We start from the raw sequence: 14,925 nt of genomic DNA on the forward strand, positions 1-14,925 counted from the left end.
GGGGGGGGCGGCGGGCGGGGGGGGCGCGCGCCCGCCCCGCCCGCCCCCCCGGCACTGCTCCGCGTCCCGCTGCGGAGTTCTTCCCCTCCTGGGGGCCTCCCCCCGCCCCCTCCCCGCCCCACCCTCCTCCTCGGCTCACTGGCCCCCTCGGCCCCTCGGCCCGTGCCGAGGCGCCGAGGCAGCCCCAAGCACCGTCCCCGCCGCCCGGCCCGGGCGGAGCGGCCCTCGACCGTGGCGCCGCTCCGGCGGGCCCCGCCGGAGCGGCGCCCCAGCTGCCGCCCCGGAGCAGCGGCGCGGTGCACGCCGGAAGCGCTACCTCGGCCGCCGCTCCCGCACCCGCCGGCGTGAGCGGCGCCCCAGCCCGTGGCCCCGGATCCGCCCCGGAGGCAGCTCGGACGGGTGGCAGTGCCGCGGCGGCCGTCTCTGCGCGCAGGGCTCCGGCACCACCGGCACGGTGCCGCCGTCGTCGCCCGGGGGCGGCTTCGGAGCGCTGTCCGCTCCAGTGCCGAAGCCGTTGCCCGGGCTTGCTGCGGTGGCCGTCCGGTGCGGTGCCGTGGCCGCCGCTCCGAGCACCCCTCCGGCGCGCGCCCGGAGCGGTGCCGCAGTGGCCGACCCGGGTCCGCCCCGGCGGTCGCCGCGCGCCGGCCTCAGTGCGGGGGTGTCGGCTGCCACAGGCAGCCGCAGTCCGGGTGCCCCTTGAGCCGCAGGCGGCGGACCATGCCGTCGACGGCCGACAGCTCGCACCAGCCGTCCACGCTCGGCGGTCGGTCGCCGTCCAGGTAGACCTGGACGTGCAGCGCCGCGAGCCCCGCGACCGCGGTCGCGAGTGCGGTGTCGCAGGCCGGTGTCGGCGCCCGCCCCGGGCCGCCGTCGGCGAGCTGGGTGAGGACCCGGGGCCAGGCGGCGTCCTCGTCCTCCCGGGTGAGGACCAGGCAGTGGCCGCAGGCCGAGACACCCGGCAGGACCAGGGGCCCGACGACCCCGAACTCCTCCACCACGCCGACGTACAGGTGCGGGACCCCGGCCCGGAGCAGCTCGCGGGCCTGGGGCGTGCCGCCGGCGAACGCGGCGCTGCCGTCCCGGGGCGCCAGCACCACCAGGTCGGGCAGGCCCGGTCTCGGCGGGCGGCTGCGCCGGCCCGGGCGCCGGGCGGTGGCCCGGTCGACGGCCTCGCGGGCGGCGGTGGACCGGAGCCGGCCGACATCGGTGGGCGGCAGCCCGGCGGGGGAGCAGTCCGCGGGCGCGACCCGGCCGGAGTCCACCACGGTGACCGTGCCGATGCCGCCCGCCGCGAGGACGGCGGCGACGGCCGCGCCGATCCGCCCCGCGCCGCGGACCTCGACCGCGTGCTCGGGCCGCCGGGCCAGGACGGCGGGGGCGGCGCCGGGGGGCGCGTGGATCAGCGACAGCGAGGCGAGGTCGGGACCGAGCAGTTCGCGGTGCGGCTGGGGGAAGCGGGCCAGCGCCTCGTCCGAGGCCTCGGCGTCGTCGAGCACCCCGGCCTGCTCCAGCAGGTCGAGCAGGGAGTCGGCGGGTTCGCGCCCGAAGCCGATCCGCTCGCCCTCGGCGAGCAGCGCGGGCCGGTCGCGGGTGCCGTCGACGAGGCCGAGGAAGGCGCGCAGGGCGTCGTCGGCGGCGTGGCCGAGCACCCCCGCGTGCTGGGGGATGGTGCCGAACTGGAGGGTGTCCGAGTCCCGCCAGCTGCGGGAGAGGGCGGGCTTGAGGGCGAGGCGCACGGCGGTCTTCCTTCCGATCGATTCCGGACGGCTGACGGCAGCATGCCCGATCGGGACGGCGGCGTGCGGTGGGTTGTCCACAGGGACGGGGGCATGATCGGATGATCCGTTCGCACACCCTGTGGATAACTTGGCGTCCGGTCCGGAGACGGTTTCCGGACACCTGCCGTCGGCCTTTCGTTCCCGATCGCTCCACGAAACATTTCGGCCATGGCAGCGGACTTCTGTCAGGGGAAGCGGGTAACGTCGTGTGCCATGGCAGCCGAACGGGACTCCCATCCCTCGGCGTTGCCTCGGCGTGCCCGTGCAGCGTCCGGGTCGCACGTGGCGGCGCCGAGTACGCGCGGGCGTCCGGAGCAGCGTCCCGACCAGGGCCCCGACCCGCGCGGGGAACCGCAGCCCGGGGTCGCCCGCGAGCCGTTCGACCGCTCCCGGGTGGAGGTGCGGCGCAGCGCCCGCCGCAGCCGGACGGTGTCCGCCTACCGCGAGGGCGACCGCACGATCGTGCTGATCCCGGCCCGGATGTCGCACGCGGAGGAGCAGCGCTGGGTCGCCCAGATGCTGGAGAAGCTGGCCGCGCAGGAGAGCCGCCGGGTGCTCGGGGACGATGCGCTGGTGGCCCGGGCGCGCGAGCTCTCCACGGCCTACCTGGGCGGTCGTGCCCGGCCGGCCCAGGTCCGCTGGGTGACCAACCAGAACTCGCGGTGGGGGTCGTGCACCCCGAGCGAGCGGACGATCCGGCTCTCGCACCGCCTGCAGGGGATGCCGGAGTACGTGGTCGACTACGTGCTGCTGCACGAGCTGGCGCACCTGCTGGTGCCGGACCACGGCCCGGACTTCTGGGCGCTGCTGGAGGCGTATCCGCGCACGGAACGGGCGCGCGGCTATCTGGAGGGTGTGGTGTCGGCGGCCCGGCTGCCCCACATCCCGGGGGCCCGGCACGAGGCCCCGTCGGATCCGGGGCCGGCGGAGTCCTGCGGCTGAGCGGTTCCCGGAGGCCGCGGAGGACGCGAGGCCGGAAGGCCCCGGAAACGGGGGCACCGGGAACGCCGACAGCACCGGCGGCCGAAACGGGTGACGAGAGGGGGGGGGGGGGGGGGGGGGGGGGCCCCCCCCCGGGGGGGGGGGGGCCCCCCGGCCCCCCCCCGGGGGGGGGGGGGGGGCGCGGCCGCGGGGCGGCCCGCCCCCGAACCGGGGGCCCGGGGCACCCCCCCCCCCCGGGGGGCCCGGGGGGGGGGGTGGGGGGGGCGGGGGGGGGGGGGCCCCCCCCCCTCTCGTCGTCCGTGCGCTCCCAAGTGCCTCAGCCGGTGAGGTCGCGGGCGCGCGCGACCAGGGCGCGCACGGAGTGGTCGGTGAGCTCCGGCAGGCGGTCGTAGTCGAACCAGCGCAGGTCGAGCGACTCCTCGCTGATCAGCGCCTGGGCGCCGGGCGGGGCCACCGCGATGTACTGGACGTCGAGGTGGGTGTTCTCGGGCCGGTCCTTGCCGGTGCAGCGGACCTGGTGCCGGTCGAGCTTGACCGGGACGGGCGCGCCGTCGCGGGTGAGGAGGGCGAGGTCGGGGATGCCCGACTCCTCGGTGGCCTCCCGCAGCGCGGCCGAGGCGAGGTCACGGTCGCCGGGCTCGCAGTGGCCGCCCATCTGCAGCCACCGGCCGACCTTGGGGTGCAGGGTCAGCAGGACGCGCCCGGCGGCCGGGTCGACGACGGCCGCGCTGGCGGTGATGTGGGCGGGCAGGCAGGAGCGGAACAGGCCCTCGGGCTGTTCGGCGAGGTGCCGCAGGTAGTCGCGGCGCAGCTGCTCCTGCTCGGGGTCGGCCGGTCGCCAGCCGTCCAGGGCCCGGACCGCGTCGGCGTGCAGGGCCGCGGCGCGGTCCGTCTCGGTGGCCGTCATGCGGTGGGCTCGCCCTTTCCGTGGTCACCGTTCCCGGAGCCGTCGCTCCCGGAGCCGTCGTTCCCGGAGCCGTCGTTCCCGGGCGCGCCGTCGTCCTTCGTCAGGTCCGCCTTCCCCGGGGCGCCGCCGGCGGCGGCTTCGCCGAGCAGCTTGTCGAGGGCGTCGAAGTCGATGCCGCCCTCCAGGTCGCCCCCGGTGCCCCGGTGCACGAAGGCGTCGGGGTCGTCGAGGTCGGCGGCGGTGGGGAGCATGTCGGGGTGCTGCCAGAGGTCGTCGCGGCCCTCGGTGCCGCGGGCGTCGGCGAGCAGCGCCCAGAGGCGGGCGGCGTCGCGCAGCCGGCGCGGGCGCAGTTCGAGGCCGACCAGCGTGGCGAAGGTCTGCTCGGCGGGCCCGCCGGCGGCGCGGCGGCGCCGGACGGTCTCGCGCAGGGCGCCGGCCTGCGGCAGGTGGGGCTCGGCGGCGGCGTGCACCACGGCGTCGACCCAGCCCTCGACCAGGGCGAGCGCGGTCTCCAGGCGGGCGAGCGCGGCCTTCTGCTCGGGAGTGTCCTCGGGCTGGAGCAGGCCGCCGGCGAGGGCTTCCTGGAGGGCCTCGGGGTTGCCCGGGTCGAGCTGGCCGACGAGTTCCTCCATGCGGGAGCTGTCGACCTTGATGCCGCGGGCGTAGGCCTCCACGGCGCCGAGCAGGTGGGCGCGCAGCCACGGCACGTGGGCGAAGAGCCGCTGGTGGGCGGCCTCGCGCAGGGCGAGGTAGAGGCGGACCTCCTCGGCGGGCACGCTGAGGCCCTCGCCGAACTCGGCGACGTTCTGCGGCAGCAGCGCGGCCTTCCCGGCCGGGGCGAGCGGCAGGCCGACGTCGGCGGAGCCGACGACCTCGGCGGCGAGCGCGCCGAGCGCCTGGCCGATCTGGGTGCCGAACATGGCGCCGCCCATCGAGCGCATCATGCCCAGCAGCGGGCCGGCCATGGCCTGCATCTCCTCGGGCAGCACGCCGCCCATGGCGTTGCCGACGCGCTCGGCGACCGGGTCGACGAGGTCCTTCCAGACCGGGAGGGTGGCCTCGATCCACTCGGCGCGGCTCCAGGCGACGGCGGTGCCGGCGCCGGAGGGGAAGGTGGTGACGCCGTCGAGCCACAGGTCGGCGAGGCGGACGGCCTCGGCGACGGCGGAGCGCTCGGCGGCGCTGACGGAGCGGTCCTTGCTCTTGCCCTCGGCGGGCTCGGCGACGACGGTCTGCCGGGCGATGTCCTTGGCGAGGTCCCAGTTGACCGGCCCGCCCTCGAAGGAGAGCATCTGGCCGAGCTGCTGGAAGGCGGCGCCGAGGTCGTTGGGGTTGAGTCCGCCGAACATCGCGGCGAAGGGGTTGTCGCCGGCGCCGGGGCCGCCCGCGCCGGGGGTGCCGGGCATGCCGGGCAGGCCCATGCCGAACAGGGCGCCGAGCGGGTTGCCGCCGGCGAAGCCGAAGGGCTGCGGACCGCCGCTCCGGGCGTCGCCGCTCTCCTCCTTCTTCTTCTGGTCGTCGGGCTCGGCCTTGCCGTCCTCGGGCTCCTCGGGCGGAACGCCGAATCCGAAGGGAAGGTCGCTCACGGGGTCCTCGATCCGGTCGGCCGTCATACGGGTGGTGGCGGTGAAGTCTGCGCGCCCGGGGCGGTCGGCGGAGTGGGGGACTCCCGGCCGGTGGGCGGCTCCCGCGCGGCTGGCCCGCGCCGGGTGCACCGCCGGGCCTTCGCCTCGGGCAGGATGGACGTACGTGACACACGTACGTACGCACATAAGCTAACCGTGGAGGATGGCCGGTGAGTTCCCCGCCCTCGGACGTTCGCTCTGGGCTGACCGGAGGAGAGGACGCCCCGGACATCACGGCGTCGCCGCCTCCAGCCTATGCCGGAAGGCCGCTGACCGTGGCCGTGACGGGTGCCGCCGGGGTGCTCGGCGAGCGGGTCGCGGCCCGGCTGGTGGCCTCGCCGGGGGTGAAGCGCGTCCTGGCGGTGGACGACCGGCGCGGAGAGGTGCCCGGGGTGCAGTGGCGGGTCCTGGACGTGCGGGACCCGGCGGTCGCGGAGCGGCTGGCCGGGGTGGACGTGGTCGTCCACCTGGCGATGGACCTCGGCATGGAGTCGGACCCGCGGGCCCGCAGCGCCTACAACGTGCGCGGCGCGCAGACGGTGCTGACGGCGTCCGCGGCGGCCGGGGTGCACCGCGTGGTGCTGTGCACGTCGGCGATGGTCTACGGCGCGCTGGCGGACAACGAGGTGCCGCTGGCGGAGGACTCCGAGCTGCGGGCCACCGAGGAGGCCTCGCTGGTCGGGGACCTCCTGGAGATCGAGCGGCTGGCCCGCCGGGCGCCGCGGGCGCACCCGGGGCTCCAGGTGACGGTGCTGCGCCCGGCGGTGGTGGTGGGCCCCGGGGTGGACACGGTGCTGACCCGGCACTTCGAGGCGCCCCGGCTGCTGGTGGTCGCGGGCTCGCGCCCGTGCTGGCAGTTCTGCCACGTGGACGACCTGGCGGCGGCGCTGGAGTACGCGGCGCTGGGCCTGGTCGAGGGCGAGGTGACGGTCGGCTGCGACGGCTGGCTGGAGCAGGAGGACGTGGAGCGGCTGTCGGGGATCCGGCGGATGGAGCTGCCGGCCTCGCTGGCGCTGGGGACGGCGGCCCGGCTGCACCGGCTGGGGCTGACGCCGGCGCCGGCCGGGGACCTCGCCTACACGATGTACCCGTGGGTGGTGTCGGGGAGCCGGCTGCACGAGGCGGGCTGGCGTCCGGTGCACAGCAACGAGGAGGTGCTGGCCGAGCTGCTGGCCCAGGTGGCGGGCAAGCACGCGGTGGCCGGGCGGCGCCTGGGCGGCAAGGAGGCGGCGACCAGCCTGGGCGCGGCGGGGGCGACGGTGGCACTGGTGGGCACGGCGGCGCTGGTGCGGCGGGCGCGCAAGCGGCGCCGGTTCTGACCGGTTCCGGGCGGCGGCCCCGGGCGGTGGTCCGGGGCGCCCCCGGGATGGGCAATCATGGGGGCATGTCCGAGAACCACGACCCGGTCCGCCTGCTCGCGATCCGCGACACCCCGCTCTCGCTCGACGAGGTGTACGAGGCGGTGGGCGACGACGCGGCCGGCGGTACGACGGTCTTCGTCGGGACGGTCCGGGACCACGACGGCGGCCGGCCCGTCTCCGTGCTGGAGTACAGCTGCCACCCGTCGGCGGAGCGGGAGCTGCGCCGGGTCGCCGAGAAGGTCGCCGCGGACTTCCCGGTCCGGGCGCTGGCCGCGGTGCACCGGGTCGGCCGGCTGGAGATCGGCGACCGGGCCGTGATCGTCGCCGTGTCCTGCGCGCACCGGGCCGAGGCGTTCGCCGCGGCCCGCCGGCTGATCGACGACCTCAAGCACGAGGTGCCGGTCTGGAAGCACCAGGTGTTCGCGGACGGCGGCGAGGAGTGGGTCGGCGCCGGGGACTGCTGAGCTCCCGTCGGACCCGGTGCGTGCGGACGCGCCGGCCGCTCACTCGAACAGGTGTGGGCCGGTGGGCCGGATACTCCCTGGCAGTGAGCCGATCGGCCGTGCCGTAACCCGGACGGCGCCCGCGGCGTTGTCCGCCGGGATGGTTAATCTGCTCATAGACACGACGAGCTGGGAGTACTGAGATGGCTGCGCTCGCCTGGTTGATCATTCCCTGCGTCGCCGCGGTGCTGGCCACCGTGTGGGCGGGTTGGGCCCAGCGGGCCCCGAGAGCGACGGGGGACCCGGCCTCGCTGGCCGAGCACCAGCGGTTCATGGCCGCGATGGAACGCACCACCTCCGCCGGCGCCCCGCCCGAGCGCCCGGAACGCTAGCCGCCCGCCGGCGTCCCGCCCGAGTGCCGGGGCGCCGGCGGAGCCCGGCCCGCCGGGCGGCCCGTCAGCCGCGTCCCGTACTGTCGAGGCATGCCACGCCGCTCTGCGACGATGCTCGCCGCCACCCTGCTCCTCATAGCGCTGCTCTGCGCCTCGGTGCTGATGAAGGTGCCGTACACCGAGATGAGCCCGGGCCCGACGTACAACACGCTCGGGGTGCAGGAGAAGACGGGGACCCCGGTGATCACCGTCACCGGCCACGAGTCGTTCCCGGCGAGCGGGCACCTCAACATGACGACCGTCCAGGTCACCGGCGCCAAGTACGAGCCGAGCCTGGTCAACGCGGTGATCGGCTGGCTGCGCGACGACGTGCTGGTGGTGCCGCACGACAACGTCTACCCGAAGGGCCAGAGCGACGCCGACGCGAAGCGGCAGAACGCCGAGGAGTTCGCGCTCTCCGAGGACCACGCCCGCACCGCCGCGCTGAACCAGCTCGGCATCCCGATGGGCAGCGAGCTGATCGTCCAGAGCGTCACCGCCGGCGCCCCGGCCGAGGGCCGGCTGCACGCCGGGGACCAGATCGTGGCCGTCGACGGCACCCCGGTCGCCGACGCGGACGCGGTCGCCAAGGCCGTCACCCGGCACCAGCCCGGCGAGCCGGCGGTCTTCACCGTGGTGCCGCGGGTCAAGGAGGGCTCGGCCGAGCCGGGGGTGCGCACCGACATCAGCGTCCCGACCGTGAAGTCGCCGGACACCGGCGCCGCGATGGTCGGCATCCGCCCGGGCCTGCGGCACACCTACCCGTTCCGGATCGACATCGGCCTACAGGACGTCGGCGGTCCCAGCGCGGGCCTGATGTTCTCGCTCGGCATCATCGACAAGCTGACCCCGGGCGACCTGACCGGCGGGCGGTTCGTGGCCGGCACGGGCACCATCACCGACGAGGGCGAGGTCGGCCCGATCGGCGGCATAGCGATGAAGCTGATCGCCGCCCGGGACGCCGGCGCCGAGTACTTCCTCGCCCCGGCGTCGAACTGCGCCGAGGCCACCAAGAACACCCCGTCCGGGCTGAACCTGGTCAAGGTGGAGACGCTGGACGGCGCGCTGAAGGCGCTGGAGCAGATCCGCTCCGGGCAGACCTCCGCGCTGCCGTCCTGCGCGTCCTCCTAGGGGCGGGTCCCGGCGCTCAGGAGAAGGTCGCCAGCAGCGCCTGCGTCAGGCCCGGCACCAGGTCGGGGCCGGTCAGCACCTCGCGGGCGGTGTCCTTCGACCGCAGCCGCAGCGCGATCTCCTTGCTGCCGTCGCGCAGCACGGCGGCGGTGATCCGCACCTCCTCGCGCTTGGGGTGGTTGGCCACCCACTCGGCGAGCTGGGCGTCGCTGGCGTTGCGCGGGCGGGACTGCTCGGCGCCCGGCGGCAGCATGAGGCGCTCGACGACCAGGGCGCAGCCGGCCACCGCGTCGGGCCAGGCGATGGTGCCGAGGAACTTGTCCAGCTCCATGCCGGCGGGCAGTTCGTCCTGCTCGACCGGGGTGAGGCCGGGCTGGTCGTCGGCGAGGCCGAGCTGCTCGGCGATGCGGGGGTCGGCCTTGCGCAGGGCGGAGCTGTCCACCAGGGCGAAGAGGCGGGCCGGGAGGTCCCAGCCGAGGGTGGCGGCGTACTCGTCGATCTCCAGGGCGGCCCGGGTCAGCGGGCTGCCGGCCGGGAGGGTGGAGACGTCGTCGGGGAGGTTGGATCCATCGGACATGCCTCAATCCTCACACGCCGGGCACCCGGTGCGTGGCGCCCGCCGCTCCGGGAAAGGGAGGGGGCGGGGCGGGGAGGGCCGGGGAGGGTTGTCGTAACCGTCTGCTAACGGTGGGAACTCGGCCAAAGACTGGTTAAGTTGCACTGAGGACCGACCGATCCCACGACGATACAGCCGAGGTGCCACCGTGGTATTCCAGATGCCGGAACGCTCAGGGCCGGGGTTCCGGCGCAGAGTAGGCCCGCCCTCAAGGCGAGCGCGGGTGCTCCTGCTGAGCCTGGGCGTGCTCGCGGTGTTGTTCCTGCTGTTCGTCATGTTCGCCGGGTTCTGGACGGACTGGCTCTGGTTCAGGTCGGTGCACTACTCGTCGGTCTTCACCACCCAACTGTGGACGAAGATCGGCCTGTTCGCGGTGTTCGGGCTGCTGATGGCGGTGATCGTCGGCTTCAACGTCTGGCTGGCGCACCGGCTGCGCCCGCCGCTGTCGGCGATGTCGGTGGAGCAGCAGAGCCTGGACCGCTACCGCTCGGGCCTGGCGCCGTTCAAGCGCTGGGCGCTGCTCGGGATCTCGCTGGTGATCGGGCTGGTGGCGGGCGCCGCGGCCTCGGGCCAGTGGCGGACCTGGCTGCTGTGGACGAACGGGACGCCGTTCGGCACCAAGGACCCGCAGTTCGGCAAGGACGTCTCGTTCTACGCCTTCGACCTGCCCTTCTACGAGTTCCTGCTGGGCTTCGCGTTCAGCGCGGTGATCGTCTCGCTGCTGACCTCGGCGCTGGTGCACTACCTGTACGGCGGCCTGCGGCTGCAGGGGCCGGGGCGGCGGGCGAGCACCGGCGCGCAGGGGCACCTGGCGGTGCTGCTGGGCGTGTTCGTGCTGCTGAAGGCGGTGGCGTACTGGCTGGACCGGTACGCGCTGGCGGTGAAGACCGGCTCCTACAAGGGCGTGTCCGGCTGGACCGGCCTGCGGTACGTGGACGCCAACGCGTTCCTGCCGGCGAAGACGATCCTGTTCTTCGTCGCGGTGATCTGCGCGGTGCTGTTCTTCCTGACCCCGGTGCGCCGCACCTGGGCGCCGGCCCTGATCGGCCTGGGCCTGATGGTGCTGTCGGCGGTGCTGATCGGCGGGGTGTACCCGGCGATCGTGCAGCAGTTCCAGGTCAAGCCGAACGAGCAGGCCAAGGAGACGCCGTACATCCAGAAGAACATCGACGCCACGCGCCAGGCGTACGGGATCGCGGACAGCGAGATCACCCCGTACGAGCCGAAGGACACCACCGACGCGGCGGCGCTGGCCCCGGACGCCCAGACGATCTCGGACATCCGGCTGCTCGACCCCAACGTGGTCGGCCCGACCTTCCAGCAGAACCAGGCGCTGCGCACCTACTACGCCTTCCCGAAGTCGCTGGACGTCGACCGCTACGGCGACCAGGACACCGTGCTGGGCGTGCGTGAGCTGGATCTCAACGGCATCCAGCGCAACTGGATCAACGACCACTTCAACTACACCCACGGCTACGGCGTGATCGCGGCCAAGGGCAACCAGGTGGACGCCAGCGGCAACCCGGTCTACACCGAGTCCGCGCTGCCGACGAAGGGATCGTTCGGCGACTACCAGCAGCGGATCTACTACGGCGAGAAGACCAGCACGTACTCGATCGTCGGCGGCGGCTACCAGGACATCGACTACACCGCCGAGAACGGCACCCCGGTGCACTTCAGCTACGACGGCGACAGCGGCGTCGGGCTGGGCAACCCGCTGACCCGGGCCGCGTACGCGGTGAAGTTCGCCGAGCCGCAGATCCTCTACTCCAGCGCGATCAGGGACGGCGCGAAGATCATCTACGACCGCACCCCCAAGGAGCGGGTGGAGAAGGTCGCGCCGTGGCTGTCGATCGACGCCGACCCGTACCCGGTGGTCGAGGACGGCCGGGTGTTCTGGGTGCTGGACGGCTACACCACCTCGGACGGCTACCCGTTCTCGTCCCGCACGACGCTGGGCGACGTCACCAAGGACTCGCTGACCAACCAGCGCGGTGAGCTGCTGACCGCTGCCAACCAGGTCAACTACATCCGCAACTCGGTCAAGGCCACCGTGGACGCCTACACCGGCGAGGTCACGCTCTACCAGTGGGACGAGCAGGACCCGGTGCTGAAGACCTGGATGAAGGCGTTCCCGGACACCGTCCGGGCGAAGGCCGAGATCCCGGCTTCGCTGATGCCGCACCTGCGCTACCCGCAGGACATGTTCAAGGTGCAGCGCGACCTGCTCGCCGAGTACCACATGACCGACGCCGGCGGCTTCTTCAACGGCACGGACATCTGGCAGGTGCCGACCGACCCGACCACCAACTCCAACGAGGTGCAGCCGCCGTACTACCTCACGGTCCGGATGCCCGGCGCGCAGTCCGCGTCGTTCTCGCTGACCACCAGCTTCGGGCCGTCCGGGCGTGACAACCTGGCCGCCTTCATGTCGGTCAGCGCCGACCCGGGGCCGGACTACGGGAAGATCCGGATCGCCAAGGTGCCGACCGACTCCGGGGCGCTCGGCCCCAAGCAGGTCCAGGCGAAGTTCAACTCGGACCCGCTGGTCGCCAACCAGCTGACCCTGTTGAAGACCGGTACCGACTCCGACATCGAGTACGGCAACCTGCTGACCCTGCCGGTCGGCGGCGGCCTGCTCAACGTCGAGCCGGTGTACCTGATCGGCCGCAGCGCCAAGGTCCCGGTGCTGAAGAAGGTGCTGGCGACCTACGGCAACGAGCACGCGACCGTCGCGGTCGAGGACAACCTGGAGAAGGCGCTGGCCAAGGTGCTCGGCGGCGCGGTGACCGGTGCGCCGGTCACGCCCCCGGCGCCCGGCACCACGCCGACCACGCCCACGACCCCGACCACCCCCACGACGCCGACCACGCCGGCGCCGGGGGCCACGGTCTCGCCGGAGCTGCAGAAGGCGATCGCCGACGTGCTGAAGGCGCAGGGGGACGTGGACGCCGCGCTGAAGGCCGGTGACTTCGTGGCCCTCGGCCAGGCGCAGAAGGCACAGAGCGAGGCGGCCAGGGAACTGGCCGCGGCGCAGCAGAAGTCGGGCCTCGCCCCCTCGGCCACCCCCTCGGCGAACCCGACGGCCGCCCCGTCCTCCGGACCGCCGGCGGCCCCGTCGACGGCTCCGTCGGCGGGGGCCACCGCCCCGGCCCCGCCGAGCAGCGGCCCCTGAGCTGCGGCGATCCCGCGCTGACCGATTTCGGTCCCACCCCGCGCCCGTGCTATGGTTCAACCACCGACGCGGGGTGGAGCAGCTCGGTAGCTCGCTGGGCTCATAACCCAGAGGTCGCAGGTTCAAATCCTGTCCCCGCTACTCAGTAGCCCGAAGGCCCGGAGGATTCTTCCTCCGGGCCTTCGGCGTTTGCCCGCACGGCCTGGCGGGCACGCTCCGGTACCATCGAGCGTCGCCAAGGACGACGGCAGCGGGGTTTGTGGGAGCCAAGTGTCGGGAAATCGACAAAGCGCCGAAGCAATTTCGTCGGCTTCGGATCCGCCCCGCCGAATTCGGCCGGGGCAGGTGTACGCGGGTTGCGGGTGATGCGACGATGGGACACACGGGGGACGCCGCCCGGCTGCTGACCGGCCGTCGGGTCCGCGGGCTCCCCGTGGGGTCCCCCCGGCCCCGGGCCGGAGGACGGCGCCGCGACACTCGGGGGGAGTGGGAGTCGGCATGAGGCTGATCGGCAGGAACGGGGCAGGGGCGAAGCCGGCGGCGACCACCGAGGCGGACACCGAGGCCTGGGCGGAGAGCCCCGAACGGCAGCCCGGCGCCCTGCCCGCCCAGCGCACCAGCGGTCTGGCCGAGCGCCGTCCGGCCGGCGGCTGGGGCCCGGACTCCCTGGTGCACGTCCCGGCCGGCGGCCCGGCCGCCGCGCCCGGCGCCCGCGGCGCGCCGTCCGACGGCTCGGCCGGCCCCGGCGTCGAGAGCGACACCGGCTTCGACTCGGCCAGCTTCGAGACCGCGCTCGCCGCCCGGGAGCAGGCCGCCCTGGAGGCCCGGCACCGGCGCGCCGCCGACGGCGGGGACCCGGACGCCGCCGCCCGGCTGGGCACCCTGCTGCTGCGCCGCGGGGACCTGGAGGACGCCGAACCCTATCTGCGGGGCGCCGCGGCCGCCGGGCTGCGGGCCGCCGCCAACAACCTGGGCGTGCTGCTGCACCAGCGCGGTCACCGGGCCGAGGCCGCCCAGTGGTGGCGGCAGGCGGCGGTGGCCGGCAGCGCTCCCGCCGCGCACGCCCTCGGCCTGCAACTGCGCGAACAGGGCGAGGAGGAGGCCGCCGAGTACTGGCTGCACTTCGCCGCCGACCACGGCCATCCGCTGGGCGCCTACGCGCTGGGCGACCTCATGGAGCACCGCCGGGACGTGCGCGCCGAGCGCTGGTTCAAGGTGTCCGCGGACGCCGGCCACCGGGAGGCCGCCTACCGGCTGGCCCGGATGCGCGAGGCGGCCGGGGACAAGGAGACCGCCGAGGCCTGGTACCGGATCGCGGCCGCCCGCAGCCACGCCCGCGCCGCGCTGCGCCTGGGCGTGCTGCTGGAGGACCGGGCCGGCGGTGAGCAGGCGCTGCTGGAGGAGGCGGCCCGCTGGTACCGGCAGTCGGCGCAGAACGGCGAGCCGCGGGCCGCGTGCGCGCTGGGCTACCTGCTGCGCGACGGCGGGGACCTCGTCGCGGCCGCCGAGTGGTGGCAGGAGGCCGCCGAGGCGGGCGACGGCAACGCGGCCAACGCGCTGGGGGCGCTGCACGCCTCGCGCGGCGAGGCCGCGGAGGCGGAGCGCTGGTACCGCAGCGCGCTGGAGGCCGGCGACCACAACGGCGCGTTCAACCTGGGTCTGCTCTGCGCCGGTGCGGGCCGCGACCAGCAGGCCGAGCAGTGGTACCGCAGGGCCGCGTACGCCGGGCACCGGGAGGCCTGCAACGCGCTGGCCGTGGTGCTGCTGCAGCGCGGCGACGAGTCGGGCGCCGAGCCGTGGTTCTCCAAGGCCGCCGAGGCGGGCAGCGTGGACGGCGCGTTCAACCTGGGCGTGCTGCACGCCGGGCGCGGCGAGCACCGGCAGGCGCAGGAGTGGTACGCGCGCGCCGCCGCGGAGGGGCACGGCGAGGCGGCGCTGCAGCTGGCGGTGGTGCAGGAGCAGCGTGGCAACGCGGCGGGCGCGCTGGAGCGCTACCGGCAGGCGGCGGCGGGCGGTTCGGCGGAGGGCGCGTTCCGGCTGGCGTCGGTGCTGGACCGGCGCGGGGACGCGGACGCGGAGGCCGAGCACTGGTACGCGGTGGCGGCGGACGCCGGGCACCGCCGGGCGCAGGTGCGGATGGGGGTGCGGGCGGCCGAGCGGGGGGCGCTGGAGATCGCCGAGAGCTGGTACCGGCGGGCGGCGGAGGCGGGCAGCCGCAGCGCGGCGTTCAACCTGGGGCTGCTGCTGGCCCGGCAGGACAGCGAGGCCGAGGCGATGCTCTGGTACACCCGGGCGGCGGACGCCGGGCACGGGCGGGCGGCGCTGCGCCTGGCGCTGCTGGCGCTGCGCCGGGGCGAGCCGGTGCAGGCGGAGGGCTGGTGCCGGCGGGCCGCGGACTACGGTCCGGCGGAGGTCGCCGAGCGGGCGGGCCGGCTGCTGGGCGCGCTGCACGCGGAGCTGAGCGCGTAGCGCCGGTGGCCGCGCGCGGCGGGACGAGGAGTCGTGCGCGCGGCGGT

The 14,925-nt window shown here is 75.3% G+C and carries 11 protein-coding genes and 1 tRNA gene; 8 read left to right on the forward strand and 4 right to left on the reverse strand.

The window, feature by feature from the left end; translation table 11 throughout:
• Positions 1-647: 647 nt before the first annotated feature.
• A complete protein-coding gene (locus tag ACF1AK_RS21330; protein ID WP_391500389.1) occupies positions 648-1,736 on the reverse strand; it encodes a ThiF family adenylyltransferase in 1,089 nt (362 codons plus the stop codon).
• 324 nt (positions 1,737-2,060) lie between these two features.
• Here ACF1AK_RS21330 and ACF1AK_RS21335 point away from each other — a divergent pair, with 324 nt between their 5' ends.
• Positions 2,061-2,720, forward strand: coding sequence for a M48 family metallopeptidase (locus ACF1AK_RS21335; RefSeq protein WP_391500390.1), 660 nt, complete (start codon positions 2,061-2,063; stop codon positions 2,718-2,720).
• Between the two features lie 316 nt (positions 2,721-3,036).
• Here ACF1AK_RS21335 and ACF1AK_RS21340 read toward each other — a convergent pair whose 3' ends face one another.
• Together ACF1AK_RS21340 and ACF1AK_RS21345 are read right to left on the reverse strand one after the other, a co-directional pair.
• On the reverse strand, positions 3,037-3,627 hold the full coding sequence (locus ACF1AK_RS21340; protein WP_391500391.1) for an NUDIX hydrolase: 591 nt from the start codon (positions 3,625-3,627) through the stop codon (positions 3,037-3,039).
• Positions 3,624-5,213 carry a zinc-dependent metalloprotease gene (locus tag ACF1AK_RS21345; RefSeq protein WP_391500392.1) on the reverse strand — a complete coding sequence of 530 codons (1,590 nt, stop codon included), beginning with the start codon at positions 5,211-5,213 and terminating at the stop codon, positions 3,624-3,626. Before ACF1AK_RS21345 ends, ACF1AK_RS21340 begins: the two co-directional genes overlap by 4 nt.
• A 209-nt stretch (positions 5,214-5,422) precedes the next feature.
• Between ACF1AK_RS21345 and ACF1AK_RS21350 the strand changes: the two genes are divergently transcribed.
• The 4 genes from ACF1AK_RS21350 to ACF1AK_RS21365 all read left to right on the forward strand — a co-directional run bounded on the left by ACF1AK_RS21350 (position 5,423) and on the right by ACF1AK_RS21365 (position 8,618).
• On the forward strand, positions 5,423-6,571 hold the full coding sequence (locus ACF1AK_RS21350; RefSeq protein ID WP_380295005.1) for an NAD-dependent epimerase/dehydratase family protein: 1,149 nt from the start codon (positions 5,423-5,425) through the stop codon (positions 6,569-6,571).
• A gap of 65 nt (positions 6,572-6,636) precedes the next feature.
• On the forward strand, positions 6,637-7,077 hold the full coding sequence (locus ACF1AK_RS21355; protein WP_391500393.1) for a molybdenum cofactor biosynthesis protein MoaE: 441 nt from the start codon (positions 6,637-6,639) through the stop codon (positions 7,075-7,077).
• A 182-nt stretch (positions 7,078-7,259) separates the two neighbouring features.
• A complete protein-coding gene (locus ACF1AK_RS21360; protein ID WP_391500394.1) occupies positions 7,260-7,448 on the forward strand; it encodes a hypothetical protein in 189 nt (62 codons plus the stop codon).
• 90 nt (positions 7,449-7,538) lie between these two features.
• Positions 7,539-8,618: a PDZ domain-containing protein gene (locus ACF1AK_RS21365; protein WP_391500395.1), complete on the forward strand. Its 1,080-nt coding sequence runs from the start codon at positions 7,539-7,541 to the stop codon at positions 8,616-8,618.
• Positions 8,619-8,634: 16 nt separating this feature from the next.
• Here ACF1AK_RS21365 and ACF1AK_RS21370 read toward each other — a convergent pair whose 3' ends face one another.
• Entirely contained in the window at positions 8,635-9,195 is a 561-nt protein-coding gene (locus tag ACF1AK_RS21370; protein WP_391500396.1) for a PPA1309 family protein, read from the reverse strand.
• 199 nt (positions 9,196-9,394) lie between these two features.
• Here ACF1AK_RS21370 and ACF1AK_RS21375 point away from each other — a divergent pair, with 199 nt between their 5' ends.
• The 3 genes from ACF1AK_RS21375 (at position 9,395) to ACF1AK_RS21385 (ending at position 14,878) form a co-directional block, all read left to right on the forward strand.
• Positions 9,395-12,409 (forward strand): UPF0182 family protein, encoded by a 3,015-nt coding sequence (locus ACF1AK_RS21375; protein WP_391500588.1) that lies wholly within the window; start codon positions 9,395-9,397, stop codon positions 12,407-12,409.
• A gap of 67 nt (positions 12,410-12,476) precedes the next feature.
• Positions 12,477-12,550, forward strand: a tRNA-Met gene (locus tag ACF1AK_RS21380).
• A gap of 357 nt (positions 12,551-12,907) precedes the next feature.
• A complete protein-coding gene (locus ACF1AK_RS21385; protein WP_391500397.1) occupies positions 12,908-14,878 on the forward strand; it encodes a sel1 repeat family protein in 1,971 nt (656 codons plus the stop codon).
• Positions 14,879-14,925 lie beyond the last annotated feature (47 nt).

It is taken from the genome of Kitasatospora sp. NPDC015120 (genome assembly GCF_043080305.1).
Lineage (GTDB): Bacteria > Actinomycetota > Actinomycetes > Streptomycetales > Streptomycetaceae > Kitasatospora.

What these genes read in the sequence shown, in the direction of transcription:
- ACF1AK_RS21360 (WP_391500394.1), top strand. Translation starts at nt 7,260, where the DNA reads ATGGCTGCGCTCGCCTGGTTGATCATTCCCTGCGTCGCCGCGGTGCTG.
- ACF1AK_RS21375 (WP_391500588.1), top strand. Translation starts at nt 9,395, where the DNA reads ATGCCGGAACGCTCAGGGCCGGGGTTCCGGCGCAGAGTAGGCCCGCCC.
- ACF1AK_RS21370 (WP_391500396.1), bottom strand. Translation starts at nt 9,195, where the DNA reads ATGTCCGATGGATCCAACCTCCCCGACGACGTCTCCACCCTCCCGGCC.
- ACF1AK_RS21340 (WP_391500391.1), bottom strand. Translation starts at nt 3,627, where the DNA reads ATGACGGCCACCGAGACGGACCGCGCCGCGGCCCTGCACGCCGACGCG.
- ACF1AK_RS21385 (WP_391500397.1), top strand. Translation starts at nt 12,908, where the DNA reads ATGAGGCTGATCGGCAGGAACGGGGCAGGGGCGAAGCCGGCGGCGACC.
- ACF1AK_RS21355 (WP_391500393.1), top strand. Translation starts at nt 6,637, where the DNA reads ATGTCCGAGAACCACGACCCGGTCCGCCTGCTCGCGATCCGCGACACC.
- ACF1AK_RS21365 (WP_391500395.1), top strand. Translation starts at nt 7,539, where the DNA reads ATGCCACGCCGCTCTGCGACGATGCTCGCCGCCACCCTGCTCCTCATA.